This is a genomic window from Plantibacter elymi (nom. nud.) (genome assembly GCF_900177795.1).
GTDB lineage: Bacteria > Actinomycetota > Actinomycetes > Actinomycetales > Microbacteriaceae > Plantibacter > Plantibacter elymi.
Map to the genome: position 1 here is coordinate 225,507 of NZ_FXWJ01000006.1, position 14,926 is coordinate 240,432.

The window sequence follows — 14,926 nt, forward strand, 5'->3', positions numbered from 1 at the left end:
CAGTCATGCCTTCGCCGTTCATGAACCGCAACACCGCACCCGGTGGTCGCAGCCGCCGCCGTGCCATTCTCAGCGGCATCGGCCTCCTCGCCGCCGCCGCGCTCACCGCTGGCTGCAGCACCGGGGGCGGGGGCGCCACCGGTGGCGAGTACGCCGCCGCCCCGAAGGACCTCAAGGCCGAGATCACCTACGGCGTCTGGGATCAGGCCCAGGTCGAGGCGATCGACGCCAACATCGAGGCCTTCAACAAGGTCTACCCCGACATCACCGTCAACGTGAACGTCACGCCCTGGGCCTCGTACTGGTCGAAGCTCCAGACGCAGGCCTCGAGCGACACCCTGCCCGACCTCTTCTGGTTGAACGGGCCGAACTTCCAGGTCTACGCGGCGAACGGCAAGATCGAGCCGATCACCGGCGCCGTGAAGGCGGGCGACATCGACCCGAAGAACTACCCCGAGGCGCTGAACGAGCTGTACTCGCTCGACGACACCCAGTACGGCGTGCCGAAGGACTTCGACACCGTCGGCGTCTGGGTCAACACGGCGCTCTTCGAGCAGGCCGGCGTCGCCCTGCCCGCCGACGACTGGACCTGGGACGACTTCGACACCGCCGCGCAGGCGATCTCGACGAACCTCAAGGACCAGGGCGTCTACGGCGCGGCCGGCGGTATGGACGGCCAGACCACCTACTACAACACGATCCTGCAGGCCGGCGGCGAGGTCATCAACGCCGACCAGACCGAGTCGGAGTACGACAGCCCCGAGGCCCAGGAAGGGCTCCAGTTCTGGACCGACCTCATCGCGAACGGCTCCTCGCCCAGCATGCAACAGCTGACGGACACGCCGGCCGACCAGTGGTTCACCTCGGGCAAGGTCGCGATGTACTGGGGCGGCAGCTGGCTGCGACCCCTCATCGGTGAGTCCGACGTCGCCGCCACCACGCAGGCCTTCCCACTGCCCACCGGCAAGGAGCAGGCGACGGTCATCCACGGTGTCTCGAACGTCGTCGCTGCGGCGAGCAAGAACAAGCAGGCCGCACAGGCGCTGCAGGTCTTCCTGGCGAGCGAGGAGGCCCAGCAGCAGCAGGGCGACCTCGGCGCCGTCATCCCCGCCTTCACCGGCACGCAGCAGTCCTTCGTCGACTCCTACCCGACGATGAACCTGCAGGTCTTCCTCGACGCGCTCGACTACGCCAAGCCGCTGCCGGTGTCGGAGAACACCGCCGCGTGGAACGCGCTCGAGGTCGAGCTCCTGCCCGACGCGTTCAGCGGCGACAAGCCCGTCGCCGACGTGGCGAAGGACATCGCCGAGCAGATGAACGCAGCGCTGGCCAAGAAGTGACCGGTCAGACCGTGCTGCGCACCCCGTCGGCGCCGCTCTCCTCACCGAGAGCGGCCCGGCGGGGTGCCGCCCGCGGCGAGGGTGCCTGGCCGTGGGTCTTCGTCCTCCCGCTCCTCACCGGCATCGGCGTCTTCTTCATCTGGCCGATGATCCAGACCGCCTACTACTCGTTCACCGAGTGGGGCGTCTTCGGCGGAACCACCTTCACGGGCGTCGAGAACTACGTCCGGTTGTTCGCCGACCCGCGGCTCTACGCCTCCCTCGGCAACACGCTGATCTACACGGCGGTGGTGCTCCTCGGCATCCCGATCGCCGTCTACCTCGCGAGCCTGTTGAACCTCCCCGGCCTGCGGTTCGCGAGCTTCTACCGGGTGCTCTTCTTCCTGCCGTACGTCGCGATGCCGACCGCTGTGGCCATCGTCTGGCGCATCATCTTCAACGGCGACTTCGGCATCCTCAACTACACGCTGTCGCTCGTCGGCATCGACGGCCCCTACTGGATCAGCACGCCGGGCACCGCGATGTTCGCCGTGGCGATCGTCGGTCTCTGGTCGTCGCTCGGCTTCTCGATGATCATCCTGGCGTCCGGACTCAAGAACATCGCGCCGGAGCTGTACGAGGCGGCGGAGCTCGACGGCGCCACCCGGTGGCGGCAGTTCCGCTCGATCACCGTGCCGCTGCTCACCCCGAGCATCTTCTTCGTCACGATCATCACGGTCATCTCGAGCTTCCAGCTCTTCGACCTGCTGTACGCGATCCTCGGCAGCACCAACCCGGTGCTCCCGAAGAGCATGTCGCTCGTCTACTTCTTCTACGACCAGGGCTTCGTCCAGAACGACAAGGGGTACGCGGCGGCGATCGCGATCGTGATCTTCCTGATCATCGGACTCGTGACGCTCCTCCAGTTCCGGCTCCAGAAACGATGGGTGAACAATGACTGAGCAACTCACGGCCACAGCACCGCTCACCACCCGTGCCGTCACCGTTCCGGGTTCGGGTCGCCCCTCCGCCGCGTCCGCGCGACGCCGCGAGGCCGGTCGGCCCGGCCAGCGGCGCGGGTCGCACGTCGTCGCCCACATCGTGCTGGGCGTCGGTGGCCTCATCATGGCGTTCCCGTTCATCTGGCAGATCATCATGTCGCTGTCGACGAACGCGGAGGTGCAGAGCGTGGTCCCCACGTTCTGGCCGGCCGAACTGCAGTGGCAGAACTACGCCGCGGTGTTCGAGCGCCTCCCCTTCCTCGATCAGCTGCGCACGTCGATCGTCATCACCGTGATCAGGACGCTCGCGCAGATCGTCCTCTGCACCATGGCGGGGTACGCGTTCGCGCGGATGCGGTTCCGCGGGCGCGCGGTGCTGCTCGCCGTGACGCTGTCGATCCTCATGGTGCCGTCGCAGGCGTACCTCATCTCGCAGTACCAGATCGTGCAGGGCTTCGGCTGGCTGAACACCACGCTCGGCATCGTCGCACCCGGCCTGTTCAGCGCGTTCGGCACCTTCCTCATGCGGACGGCGTTCCTGAACCTGCCGACCGAGCTCGAGGAGGCGGCGCGGATCGACGGCGCCGGGCCGTTCCAGATCTTCTGGAAGATCATGCTGCCGCTCGCGAGGCCCAGCATCAGCGTCCTCGCGATCACGACCGTGCTGTGGTCGTGGAACGAACTGCTCTGGCCGCTCGTGGTGTCCACATACGCCAACTCGATGCCGCTCGCCGCCGGTCTCGCGACGCTCTCGAGCGACAAGACGACCGACTACCCGGTGATGATGGCCGCGTCGATCCTCGCGATGGCACCGGTACTCATCCTGTTCATCGTGCTCCAGCGCAGGGTGATCGACGGGCTGGCGTTCTCCGGGCTGAAGTAGGTTGCCCCGGTCCCTGAGCTTGTCGAAGGGTGGTTCCTGAGCCTGTCGAAGGGCGGGACCGGGTTGCCCTTCGACAAGCTCAGGGACCGAGGGGAGCGGGGCGTCAGGCCTCGCCGGTGCTCCACCAGGAGGCGATCGGTGTCCCGTTCACGACGTGGTCGCCGATCGCCCTGGCCTTGAAGCGGGACGGGTTGTGCGAAGCGATCGTGCGGGCGTTCCGCCAGTGCCGGTCGAGCGCCCGGTGCGTCTCGACAGCGCTCGCGCCGCCCACGTCGAACAGGGCGGTCGCGGCGTCGAGCACGGCGGGCAGGATCACCAGCTGGGCGCGCGCCGTCGCGAGCTCGACGGCGGCGATCCGTTCCTGGACGAGGTCCGGGTCGGCACCGTGGATCGCCGCGCTCGAACGCCCCAGCGCGGTCGTCGCGGCGGCCAGGGCGGCGTCGGCGGCGAACGACTTCGCCGACAGCTCGCCGACGACCTCCTGCACGATCGGGTCGGCCTGGGCGGTCGACGCCGCACCGTGGCTGTACGTCCTGGTCCGCGCGCGGACGAACGCGCCGGCGTCGTCGACGATGGCGCGGCCGATGCCCGTCACCGCCGCCAGCAGGACCAACTGGACGAACGCGCCGCCGTGCGAGGGGCGTTCCGGCTCGCGCCGGGTCACCGCCGACGCGTCGACGGCGACCTCCGTGAAGACGGTGGTGCCACTGCCCGTCAGTCGTTGTCCGAACCCGGTCCAGTCGTCGATGCGATCGACACCCGCGGCGTCCGTCTCCACGAGCACCGAGACGAACTCGCCGTCCTGTTCGGCGGCGACCCCGACGAGGTCGGCGAACAGGGTGCCCGTGCTGTAGAACTTGGTCCCGTTCAGTCGGAGACCGCCCGGCGTCTCGGTGAGCCGGGTGGCGAGGGAGCCCACCTTCGCGGTCGACCGCTCGTGGCTCGCGTTGCCGACGATGGCTCCGTCGGCAAGCCGGGCCAGGCGCGCCTCGCGGTCTGCTGACGCCGGCGCGTGCAGGGTGCGGTCGATGTAGGAGAAGTGGGAGCGGAACAGCTGCGCGAGGTTCGGGTCGCGTCTGGCCAGCTCGGCGAGCAGCTCGAACAGCTCGCCGTGCGTGGCGTCCTCGCCGCCGTATCGTCGCGGCAGCGTCACGCGGGTGAAGCCCGCTTCACGCAGCGATTCCACCTCGGCATACGGCAGCCGGCGCTCGCGCTCCCGTTCGACGGCGTCCCGCCCGAGCTCGTCGAAGAGCGGTGCGAAGCGCTGCGCCAGGTCCCGGTCGATCGTCGCCGTCTCGCTCATGCCTGCTCTCCATCCGCCGGAACGGGCTCGGTCTCGGGCCGCGCGCCCGGAGCCTGCCACTCGGGCAGGGTGCCGTTGAGTTCGAACTGTCCGAGTGCCGCCGAACGCTGCACGGCGGGATTGTGGGAGGCGATCGTCCGGACGTTCCGCCAGTGCCGGTCCAGTGCGGTCGACCGGCCGACGGCGGAGGCGCCACCGACCTCGAACAGCCGACTGAGTGCGTCGAGGACGAGCGGGAGGACGACCTGCTGGACGCGGAAGACCTCCAGGAGGGCCGAACGCGCGCCGTCGGGATCGGTGGTCGGCTCCTCCAAGGTTCGAGCGGACGCGAGGACGAGCGCGCGGGCCGTGTGCACGACGCTGCTCAGCTGGCCCACGATCGACTGCACGAGCGGATCCTCGCGTGGCAGGTGCTCGCCCGCGTGGCCGACGGTCCGTCGCCTGGCCCGCACGTAGTCGACGGTGTCCTCGAGGGCACGTTGCGCGATGCCCGCCACCACACCGAGCAGGATGAGCTGTTGGAGAGCGCCCGTCCGGTGCCACCCCGCCGCGTCGCCGCTGTGGACGACGAGGTCGCGCGGGTCCACCGGTACGCGGTCGAACGTGGTCGTCCCGCTTCCGGTCAACGGTTGTCCGAAGCCGTCCCAATCGTCCACCGAGCGGGTGCCTGGATCGTGCGCGGAGACGGTCACCGCGACGCGGTCGGTCCCGTCGAGCGCGGACAGGTAGATCCAGTCGGCGTAGATGCTGCCGGTCGTGTAGTACTTCGTGCCGGTCACCGTGAGGAGCTCGCCGTCGCGGTCGAGGACGGTCTCGAGGTGCGCGGTCGCGTGCCGCTCCGACTGCGCGTTCCCGACGAGGTCGCCGGCGCTCAGGCGGGCGAACCAGTGCTCCCGATAGGCGGCGTCGGGCGAAGCGAGCAGCGCCTCGACGAACAGGATGTGTCCGCGCCAGACGTGCCCGAGGCTCGAGTCCGCCGCCGAGAGCGCGATGAGTCGCGCGAACAGCTGCTCGAGCGTGAGCCCGCCGCCGCCGGACGCGACCGGGACTCTGGCTGCGGCGAAGCCCAGGTGCTTGAGCTCGGCGACCTCGTCGAACAGGAGGCGCCGGTCGGTCTCGCGCGACACGGCGCCGCCGCGGATGGAGGAGAGGAACGAGTCGAAGTCGTCGGCGCTCATCGGTGCAGCACCCGCTTCGCCAGCACGTTGCCGAGCAACTGGGCGAGCTGCACGAGCAGGACGAGCGTGACGACCACGAGTCCGACGACGATCCAGTCGAACCGCTGGTAGCCGTAGGTCATGGCGAGGTCGCCGAGACCGCCGCCACCGAGCACACCGGCCACGGCCGTCGCATCGACGAGGGCGACGAGGATGTACGTCAGTCCGAGGATGAGTGGGCCGAGCGCCTCGGGCACGACGATCGTGAACAGCACTCGCACGGGGCTCGCCCCCATGGCCGCGCCGGCCTCGATGGCACCCGGTGAGACGGCGACGAGGTTCGACTCGGAGACGCGCCCGATGGCGACGCTCGCGACGAGGATGAGCGGGATCGTCGCCGGGAGCGGTCCGAGGCCGGTGCCGAACACGAGCCGAGTGAGCGGGATGAGCGCGATCGCGACGATGAGGAACGGCACCGGCCGGATGACGTTGATGATGAAGTTCAGGACGCCGAACACGACGCGGTTCTGCAGGAGGTTGCCGGGCCGGCTCGCGTAGAGCAGGAGGCCCAGCAGGATCCCGATGACCGTCGCGACGGCGAAGGAGACGGAGACCATGAGGCCGGTCTCCCCGATGGCCTTGAGGAGACGCGGGAAGAACGCGTCGGGATCGAAGTCACGCATGGGTGTGCTCTTTCAGGGAGTCGGGGTCTGCGGCGAGCGGTTCATGCCCTTCGACAGGCTCAGGGACCGGCGTGGGCTCAGGGACCGGCGCAGGCTCAGGGACCGGCGCAGGCTCAGGGACCGGCGTGGGCTCAGGGATCGGCGCAGGCTCAGGGGCCGGCGCGAGTTCAGGGGCCCGCGAGGTCGGGGCAGGGTCGATCGCGGTGACGGTCGCCGTGGCGCGGAGCCCCGCGATGGCGGCGTCGACGCGGTCGTCCGGGCCGAGCAGCTCGACCGTGAGACTGCCGAACAGTCGCCCCTGGAGTTCGTCGACGCCGCCGAACACCACGTTGAAGTCGATGTCGTTGTCTCGGGCGACCCGCGAGAGGAACGGGTGGTTGGTGTCGCGGTCCTCGACGTGCAGCTGGACCAGACGGCCGTGGTGCACGGCCCGGATCTTCGCGAGCACCTCGTCGGAGGGGATGTGGTGGAGCACCGACGAGACGAAGCGTCGCGCGGTCGCGGTGCGTGGAGCCGAGAACACCTCGTACACACTGCCCTGCTCCACCACCTCGCCGTCCTCCATGACGGCGACCCGGTCGGCGAGTTCGCGGATGACGTCGATCTCGTGGGTGACGAGCAGGATCGTGACGCCGTACTCCTCGTTCACCCGTCGGAGGAGCTCGAGGACCTCGCCGGTCGTCTGCGGGTCGAGGGCGCTGGTCGCCTCGTCGGAGATGAGGATCTCGGGGCGCGTGGCGAGGGCGCGGGCGATGCCGACCCGCTGCTTCTGCCCGCCGGAGAGTTGCGACGGGTAGGCGAGCGCCTTGTCGCTCAGTCCGACGAACGCGAGCAGTTCTTCGACGCGGTCGAGGATCTCGGCGTCCGGCACCTTCGCGAGTTTGAGCGGGTAGGCGATGTTCTTGTAGACGGTCCGGGACTCCAGGAGGTTGAACTGCTGGAAGATCATGCCGATCCGCTGACGGGCGGCGTAGAGCGCCTGCCCGGCGAGCGCGGAGACCTCGAGGCCCTCGACGACCACCCGCCCGCTCGTCGGCCGCTCGAGGGCGTTGACGGTGCGCAGGAGTGTCGACTTCCCGGCGCCGGAGTATCCGACGATGCCGAAGATCTCACCCCGCTCGACCGTCAGGTCGACGCGGCGCAGCGCCTCGAAGGCACGGCCCTTCACCTCGAACGTCTTACTGACGTCCTCGAAGACGATTGCTGTGTTCATCACCTGCTCCTCTCGCGGGAGTGCCGCCCGGGAGACCCCGGACGGCCACTGCGTGGTGGCGGCCGATCATCGCGGGAGGCGATGACCGGCCGCCGTCGTCCTACTCGGCTTCGGCTTGGAGCTCGGCGAGCTTGTCGCGGAGGTCCTTCACCGGCACCTTCACGAGGATCGAGTTCCCGGCGAACTCGTCGTCGAGCGCCTCGGCGACGCGCGGGTCGGCGTAGGTGTCCTCGAGGATCTTCCAGGCCGGGTTGTCCTTGTCCTCCTCGCGGGTGGCGATGACGTTGACGTAGGGCAGGTTCTTCTCGGAGAGCGAGTCGTCGAGGAAGAGTGCGTCATCCTTCGTGATGCCCTGGCTCGGGTCGAAGTAGGAGGTCCCGACGACGACGGCCGCGAGCGACGGGTCGTCGAACTGCTGCGGGATGCTCGTCGCGGGCAGTGGCACGAACTGGAGGTTCTTGTCGTTCGCGGTGACGTCCTCGACGGTCGGGAAGTTCCCCGCGTCCGCTGCGATCTCGATGAGTCCGGCCGCAGCCAGGATGTTCAGGGCACGGCCGCCGTTGGACGGGTCATCGGGGATCGCGATGCGCGCGCCGTCGGCGAGGTCCTTGACGTCGGTGAGCGTCTTCGAGAAGACGCCCCACTGCGTGATGACGGTCGAGAACACCGGCGTCAGGTCGGCGTCGTTCTCCGCGTTGAAGGCCGAGAGGTAGAGGATGTGCTGGAAGGCGTTCGCGTCGACGGTGCCGGCGACGAGTTCGGTGTTCGGGAGGACCCAGTCCTTCACGTTCACCCACTCGACGTCGAGGCCCTTCTCGGCGGCGACCTCCTTCACGGCGTCCTGGAACTGCGTGTCCTCCGACACCGCGATCTTCACGCTGAGGCGCTCAGCGGGTGCGTCGGAACCGGTCGCCGCGTCGGCGGCACCGTTCTGGCCACCGACGACGACCGAGACGACGACGGCGATCGCGGCGACGGCGACGACCGCGACACCGCCGATCAACAGGTTCCGGCGCTTCCGCTTCCCGGAGGCGATCGACGCCCGCAATTCGCTCGGTTCTGGTCCCGTGTGCTCACTCATGATGGTCCTCGGCTCTGTCTGTGGGTGCACTGGTGCGTGCACGGAGCCAGTTTCCCGAGGCTCGCGGAGGGACGCGCGTTGGGTTACCGAGGACCGTCACCGTTCGAGATGAAACGTAACCGCGCTGCGCGGACGGGCGATCGTCCTTACACTGCGGCGCGTCGACCGGCGCTCCGCACCTACCGGTGGCACTTCGACAGGCTCAGTGACCGGGGCTGGGGCTCAATGATCGGGGCTGGGGCTCAGTGACCGAATCCGGCGCTCAGTGACCGGGTGCCCCGCGCACCTCTTCCGGTCCCTGAGCTCCCACTCCGGTCCCTGAGCTTGTCGAAGGGCGGGCTCAGGCGGGGTGGACGAAGTTGCTCCGGCGGCGGGCGAGGCGTCGGCCCGCGAGCTGATCGAAGATCGGGCAGTCGGGTGAGGCGATCGGCGACCCGTGCTGGGGCGTTGCCCCGGTCAGCCGGGTCTGCTCCGGAGCAGACGCCGCCTGTGCGTCGTACCCCTGGGTGAGCGTCGTGAAGATCGGGGACGCGGAGCGCGGCTGGCGCGCGGACGAGCTGGGCACGGGGTCCTCTTTGTGGTCGACGGCGAGGGCTGCGCGAAGCACGGTCCGTACCACGCGACAGCGAGGCTCATATTCTAGAACATGAATGCTGAGTGTCGGCCTCGCGTCGTCGGAGGTCGAGGGTCACCCGACGTCGTATCGCGCCAATGCATCGGCGTCCTGGGCGATCCGCGACGCCCGCCTCGCCGCGTCAAGTGCCTCGACCGGATCGTCGACCGCTGCCGCCTCTGCGAGCGCAAGCTGACGCTGTGCTTCGGCAAGGCGCGTCCTCGCGTCGGCACCCACCCTGCCCCGGTGTGCGGAGATGACGTCGACGGCGACGCGGATGTTGCTGTCCGCGGTGAACAGTGCCCCGCGCATCGCCTCGCGTGCGTTGTCGAGGCGCTGCTGCGTGCTCCGGGCGGTCGCGAGGGCTGCGTCGAGATCGATGTCGGCGGCGCGAACCGCCTCCAGACGTCGCACCGGATCGGGCAGGACGCGGTCGCCGTCGGTGGACGTGGTCGACTCCGCCTGGAGGAGCGCACGGTTCGCCCGCTCGACGGCAGCCGCGATGACGGCGGACGTCTCCGCGCGTTCCACCGCCGCGCCCAGGGCGTCCGCTTCCGCGATCACCGTGCGGAGCTCCCGCCCCGCTGCGGCGAGTTCGGTCTCCGCTGCAGCGATGCCCGCGAGCGAACGCTCGACGGCGTCCAGCCGGTCTTCCGCCTGCTGCAGCTCGCGCCCCAGGGCGTGCAGGGCCGCAGCGGCCGGCTGGCCGGTGTCGATCCGATCCTTCGTCCTCGCCGCATCGTCCGTCGCCTGGTCGACCGTGTCCTGCGCGGTCCGGCGGAGCACCCGGGCATCCTCGACGGCGGTCGCCGCATAGCGATCGGCGGCCGAGGCGATCGCCAGGCCGGTGGTGGTGAGTCGCTCGCGCGCGCGGTCGATGCGCCGCTCGAGCTGGTCGAGGAGGTCGGGGGCCGAGCGCTCCGCTCCACGGCGTTCGTCGAAACCGCGCAATCGGGCGCTCAGGGTGCGCTCGACGTCCTCGCAGACGCTGATGATCCGCTCGTTCCAGGCGCGGCGCTGCGCCTCCGTGTCGGCGATCTCGTCCTCGAGCGACTGGCGGAGCCGGAACGCCTCCCCGAGCGCCGAGCGCGCCGAGGCGACGTCGGCCGCATACCCTCGGGCGGCTTCGCGTCCGAACTCCGCTTCGGCGAATCCGACCTCGTCCTCGGCCTCGCGGACCGCGTCGTCGGTGCGGACGAGGGCGATGCCCGCGCGGCGGTGGAGGTCGTCGATGGAGGCGACGGGGGTCTTCGGATTGCGCCGCCGCAGCAGGGTGACGAGCAACCAGACGATGATGCCGACGCCCCCGAACACGATGAGCGAGGGGAGCCACCACAGGTCGTCCATGGGCTCCAGTCTACGAACGCGGAGCGGGGATCGGCTGGGAAGGACGTGGCGTCGGGCGTCGGTCGTCGACGGCGTTTCGACGCCTGTCGAGCTTCCTCCGGATCGCGCTCGGCACGTCGGTCCGCGGGGCTACCCTGAACCCATGACCCGCCAGCAGCGCCTCGTGCTCACGATCGCGATCCTCTCCTCGTTCGTGGCCTTCCTCGACGGCTCGGTCGTGAACGTCGCGCTCCCCGCGATGACGAAGGAACTCGGCGGCGGCCTCATCGTGCAGCAGTGGGTGGTCGACGCCTACCTGATCACCCTCGGTTCGCTCATCCTGCTCGCGGGCTCGCTCTCCGACGCGTTCGGGCGCATCCGCATCCTCCGCATCGGCCTCATCGGCTTCGGGGTCACCTCGATCCTGTGCGCCGTCGCGCCGACCGCCGAGGTCCTCATCGTCGCCCGGCTGCTCCAGGGTGGCGCGGCTGCGCTCCTAGTGCCGAGTTCGCTCGCCATCATCATCTCGACGTTCAGCGGCGTCGCGCAGGGCAAGGCGATCGGCACCTGGACGGCATGGACGGGGGCCGCGGGCATCACCGGCCCGCTGCTCGGCGGCGTGCTCGTCGACACGCTGTCCTGGCGCCTGATCTTCGCGATCAACATCATCCCGATCCTCGTCACCCTGTGGCTCATGATGCGCACCGACCGCGTACCCGAGCCCGAACATCGCCCGCGTATCGACGTCGTCGGTGCGGTGCTCGGCGCCGTCGGGCTCGGCGGCCCCGTCTTCGCGCTCATCGAGCAGGAGCGCTACAGCTGGTCGAGCCCGATGCTGCTCGTGCCGCTCATCGGCGGTGTCGCGTCCTTCGTCGCATTCCTCTGGTGGGAGCGCCGCCACCCCGATCCGATGCTGCCACTGTCGCTCTTCCGCGTGCGGAACTTCGGCTACGGCAACATCGCGACGGTCTTCATCTACGGCGCCCTCTCGCTCGGCTTCTTCGCCATCGCGGTGTTCATCCAGCAGACGGCGGGCTTCAGCGCCACCCTGGCCGGGATTGCGACGCTGCCGCCGACGCTCGTCATGCTCGCGTTGTCGTCGTGGTTCGGCAAGTTGGCAGGCAAGCACGGACCGCGGCTGTTCATGACGGTCGGGCCGATCGTCGCCGGCGTCGGCTTCCTCCTGATGATGGGTGCGCAGCAAGATCTGAACTACTGGGTGCAGCTGTTCCCGGGCATCCTGCTCGTCGGTCTCGGCCTCGCGATCACGGTCGCGCCGCTCACCGCGGGCATCCTCGGATCGATCGATCCGGCCCATGCCGGCATCGGATCGGCGGTCAACAACGCGGTGTCGCGCGTGGCCGGCCTCGTGTCGATCGCCCTGGTCGGCATCATCGCCGGCGGTGCGCTCGGCGTCGACGGGTTCCCACGGGTGGTCCTGGCGACCGCCGTGTTCATGTTCGTCGGCGGCGTGGTGTCGTTCGTCGGCATCCGGAATCCGCGGACCGCGACCGCGCCGGAGACGACGACCTCGTCGCCGGCCTGACGACGTCGCCGGGCGGCGAGCCCTCGGTCAGCGCGGGTCGGCACCCGTGACGGCGGGCGCGGTGGTGGCCGCCCCGATCACCGCATGGAGCATCTCGCGGAGCTGGGTGAGATGCTCGGCGTCCATCCGGAGTTCGTTCATGACCCGGTGCGGGATGGCCTCCGCCTGGGCGCGGAGCTCACGGCCGGCGGTGGTGAGTGAGACGTCGAGGACGCGCTCGTCGAGTCGGCTGCGGGCGCGTCGGACGAGCCCGGCGGTCTCGAGGCGCTTGAGGAGTGGGGACAACGTCGCCGGCTCGAGCTGCAGCGCTCCGCCGAGGTCCTTGACCGAGCGCGGGCTGTGCTGCCAGAGCGCGAGCATCACGAGGTACTGCGGATGGGTGAGACCGAGCGGTTCGAGGATCGGGCGGTAGAGCGAGATGACGCTGCGCGACGCGACGGCGAGCGCGAAGCAGACCTGGTTCTCGAGCTGGAGCAGGTCGTCAGTCGTGGCGACGGTGGTGGATTCGTTGGCGGTCACGGTCCCATCGTACCCAAATGATTAGTACACTCATCAATATGAGCGAGAAACGATCCTTTCGGGAGTCCGTGCGCGAGGCCGGTGGGCTGTACGGCTGGGTGAACGGCCGCATGTGGAAGGTGCTCGGTCCGCCGCCGCTCGGTCCGTACAACGAGGAGCCGCTGCCTCCGGCTGCGCAATCGGGGTGCCCGATCTGCGGCCACGCCATGTCGGAGCACATCGTCGACCGCACGACCGGCCCGCGCACGCAGCTGCACTGCCCGAAGGAGCCGGCTGCCTGAGGGCGATCTCCATCCGAGGTGGCAGGACGTCATCCTCCAGGTGCATGCGGGGTTCCGCCACGTCTGCTGAACTGGTGATATGTCTCAGGTCAACATTTCTCCAACGTCGCCGGTCCCGTCCACCGGCGACGCCACCTCGCGTCGCTGGCACCTCATCGACGCCCTCCGAGGGTTCGCACTCGTCGGCATCCTCTTCGTCAACGTCCCCGACATCACCCGGCTCGGCAGCGACATCCCGTTCGACCGACGACAGTCCACGCTCATGGACACCGTGCTCGAGTTCGCGGTGCAGACGCGGTTCGTCCCCATCTTCGCCTTCCTCTTCGGGCTGAGCGCGATGCTCGTGATCCAGGGCGCCCGCCGTCGCGGCACCGGCGCGCTCGTCCCGATGCTGCTGCGTCTCGGGGCGCTGCTCCTGATCGGTGTCGCGCACGGGTTCCTCTACCCGGGGGAGATCCTCCGCGAGTACGCGATCTGCGGGATCCTCATGCTCCCCCTCATGTTGTGGTTGCCGCGCTGGGCACTGCTCGGGTCCGGCGTCCTGCTCACGATCGCCGCCTACGCGCTCACGGGCGGTGGGCTCGCGACCCTGCCCGGACTGTTCCTCGCCGGTGCGGGGGCGGCGGCGTACGGCTTGCCGAAGGTGCTCGACGCCGGCGGGCGGCCCGTGTGGATCACGTTCCTCGTGGCGACGGCCCTCGCCGTCCCTGCCATCGTCTGGCAGACCACCGAGCCCGGCGACCCGCGGTTCACGACCGCCGGCGGGATCGCGGGCGGGATCCTCGCCGTCGTGTACGTCACCGGATTCGCGCTGCTCTGGCAGACGCCGGTGCGTCGAGTCCTCGCAGCCGTCTTCGAACCCCTCGGCCGCATGGCGCTCACCAACTACCTCGCCGCGAGCGCCGTGTTCGCGGTCGTCGGGCTGCTCGTCCCCTTCCGGGAGATCGACGACCTGGCCGCGGTGAGCGTCGGGGCGCTCGCGCTCATCGCGGTGCAGTCGGTGCTCAGCCGGGTCTGGCTGCGGCACTTCCGCTACGGGCCGGTCGAGTGGGTCTGGCGGATGGCCACCTGGCGTCGCGTCGTCCCACTGCGGGGCGCTGCGCTGCCGGCCGCCTGAGCACTGAGTCGCCCGGAACTGCACGGTTTCGGCTCGGATTCGTGCAGATCCGGGCGACTCAGCGGGGCGGAAGAGAGGCGGCGGCGACCGCGACCGTGTCCGCTGGTTCGCGTCCGATCAGGGTGCGGAGGTCGTCGCCCGTGCCGTCGAGGAATCCGTGCCGGACGCCGGTGAAGATCGACATGAGCATGGCGGGCTGGAACGGCTTGATCGCGGCCCCGGCCAGCGCCGCCCGCTGCTCGGCGAGGGAGACGGTTTGGAGTGGGACGGCCAGGCGATCGGCCACCTGCGCGGCCGTGATCGGTTCGCCGACGAGGTCGTAGCTGCGACCGACGTGGTCCGGCGGTGACATCGCGACGACGGCTGCGGCCTCGGCGAGGTCGGCTCGTGCGACGGCGGCGAGCGCGCCGTCGCCGAACGCCGAACCGAGCGAGTCGCCCGACCACGCCAGGAGCGACCCGAACAGCTCGGCGTACAGGCCGTTCCGCAGGATCGTCCAGGACAGGCTGCTGTGCTGCAGTCGACGCTCGGTCCACCGGTGCGCGAGCGCGAACGCGAGGTGGTCTCCGGCCGAGGTGAGGCTCGTGTACACGACGTGCTGCACCCCGTCCCGCTCGGCCGCGGTGATCGCCGTCTCGTGTCGGGCGATCACGACGTCGTCCTCGGCTTCACCCGCCGACACGAGGACGAGCGTGTCGACCCCGACGAAGGAGACGGTGTCGGGGTCGTCGAAGTCGATCCGTCGCGCGCCGTCCTGACCGCTGCGATTGCTCGCGAGCGGTGCGGCCCCACGGGTGGTGAGCGCATCGAGGATCGCGCTGCCGAGTTGGCCGGTGGTTCCGGTGACGAGGATCATTTCAGGGCCTTTCGGTGTTCGGACTGAT

General features: G+C 69.7%; 15 protein-coding genes. 6 read left to right on the plus strand and 9 right to left on the minus strand.

What is annotated here, in order from left to right:
• The first annotated feature begins 5 nt into the window (after positions 1-5).
• Genes CCK91_RS18670 through CCK91_RS18680 form a run of 3 tightly spaced genes read left to right on the plus strand, consistent with a single transcriptional unit; the run spans position 6 to position 3,203 of the window.
• Positions 6-1,340 (plus strand): ABC transporter substrate-binding protein, encoded by a 1,335-nt coding sequence (locus CCK91_RS18670; protein WP_242664619.1) that lies wholly within the window; start codon positions 6-8, stop codon positions 1,338-1,340.
• Between the two features lie 11 nt (positions 1,341-1,351).
• Complete coding sequence (locus CCK91_RS18675; protein WP_242664620.1) at positions 1,352-2,281, plus strand: carbohydrate ABC transporter permease; 930 nt, start codon at positions 1,352-1,354, stop codon at positions 2,279-2,281.
• Positions 2,274-3,203, plus strand: a complete 930-nt coding sequence (locus CCK91_RS18680) for a carbohydrate ABC transporter permease (RefSeq protein WP_079706486.1) — start codon at positions 2,274-2,276, stop codon at positions 3,201-3,203. Before CCK91_RS18675 ends, CCK91_RS18680 begins: the two co-directional genes overlap by 8 nt.
• Positions 3,204-3,306: 103 nt before the next feature.
• Here the strand turns inward: CCK91_RS18680 and CCK91_RS18685 are convergent, their stop codons facing one another.
• The 7 genes from CCK91_RS18685 to CCK91_RS18715 form a co-directional block, all read right to left on the minus strand.
• Positions 3,307-4,506 (minus strand): acyl-CoA dehydrogenase family protein, encoded by a 1,200-nt coding sequence (locus CCK91_RS18685; protein WP_086475310.1) that lies wholly within the window; start codon positions 4,504-4,506, stop codon positions 3,307-3,309.
• Positions 4,503-5,684, minus strand: coding sequence for an acyl-CoA dehydrogenase family protein (locus tag CCK91_RS18690; protein WP_086475311.1), 1,182 nt, complete (start codon positions 5,682-5,684; stop codon positions 4,503-4,505). Before CCK91_RS18690 ends, CCK91_RS18685 begins: the two co-directional genes overlap by 4 nt.
• The gene (locus tag CCK91_RS18695) at positions 5,681-6,346 is read right to left on the minus strand and encodes a methionine ABC transporter permease (protein ID WP_071260563.1); all 666 of its coding nucleotides are present in this window, start codon (positions 6,344-6,346) and stop codon (positions 5,681-5,683) included. Before CCK91_RS18695 ends, CCK91_RS18690 begins: the two co-directional genes overlap by 4 nt.
• Complete coding sequence (locus tag CCK91_RS18700) at positions 6,339-7,559, minus strand: methionine ABC transporter ATP-binding protein (protein ID WP_242664621.1); 1,221 nt, start codon at positions 7,557-7,559, stop codon at positions 6,339-6,341. Before CCK91_RS18700 ends, CCK91_RS18695 begins: the two co-directional genes overlap by 8 nt.
• A 100-nt stretch (positions 7,560-7,659) precedes the next feature.
• Complete coding sequence (locus CCK91_RS18705; protein WP_086475312.1) at positions 7,660-8,640, minus strand: MetQ/NlpA family ABC transporter substrate-binding protein; 981 nt, start codon at positions 8,638-8,640, stop codon at positions 7,660-7,662.
• 340 nt (positions 8,641-8,980) lie between these two features.
• Positions 8,981-9,205 carry a hypothetical protein gene (locus CCK91_RS18710; RefSeq protein WP_133060049.1) on the minus strand — a complete coding sequence of 75 codons (225 nt, stop codon included), beginning with the start codon at positions 9,203-9,205 and terminating at the stop codon, positions 8,981-8,983.
• Between the two features lie 123 nt (positions 9,206-9,328).
• Positions 9,329-10,600, minus strand: a complete 1,272-nt coding sequence (locus CCK91_RS18715) for a hypothetical protein (RefSeq protein WP_086475314.1) — start codon at positions 10,598-10,600, stop codon at positions 9,329-9,331.
• A gap of 142 nt (positions 10,601-10,742) precedes the next feature.
• Here CCK91_RS18715 and CCK91_RS18720 point away from each other — a divergent pair, with 142 nt between their 5' ends.
• Positions 10,743-12,125 carry an MFS transporter gene (locus CCK91_RS18720; RefSeq protein WP_086475315.1) on the plus strand — a complete coding sequence of 461 codons (1,383 nt, stop codon included), beginning with the start codon at positions 10,743-10,745 and terminating at the stop codon, positions 12,123-12,125.
• Positions 12,126-12,152: 27 nt separating this feature from the next.
• On the opposite strand, the gene CCK91_RS18725 is transcribed toward CCK91_RS18720, so the two are convergent.
• Positions 12,153-12,644: a MarR family winged helix-turn-helix transcriptional regulator gene (locus CCK91_RS18725; RefSeq protein WP_086475316.1), complete on the minus strand. Its 492-nt coding sequence runs from the start codon at positions 12,642-12,644 to the stop codon at positions 12,153-12,155.
• 38 nt (positions 12,645-12,682) lie between these two features.
• Between CCK91_RS18725 and CCK91_RS18730 the strand changes: the two genes are divergently transcribed.
• Positions 12,683-12,925, plus strand: coding sequence for a hypothetical protein (locus CCK91_RS18730; protein WP_086475317.1), 243 nt, complete (start codon positions 12,683-12,685; stop codon positions 12,923-12,925).
• Positions 12,926-13,004: 79 nt separating this feature from the next.
• Positions 13,005-14,042, plus strand: a complete 1,038-nt coding sequence (locus CCK91_RS18735) for a DUF418 domain-containing protein (RefSeq protein WP_086475318.1) — start codon at positions 13,005-13,007, stop codon at positions 14,040-14,042.
• A 58-nt stretch (positions 14,043-14,100) separates the two neighbouring features.
• Here CCK91_RS18735 and CCK91_RS18740 read toward each other — a convergent pair whose 3' ends face one another.
• Positions 14,101-14,898 carry an NAD(P)H-binding protein gene (locus CCK91_RS18740; protein ID WP_086475319.1) on the minus strand — a complete coding sequence of 266 codons (798 nt, stop codon included), beginning with the start codon at positions 14,896-14,898 and terminating at the stop codon, positions 14,101-14,103.
• Positions 14,899-14,926 lie beyond the last annotated feature (28 nt).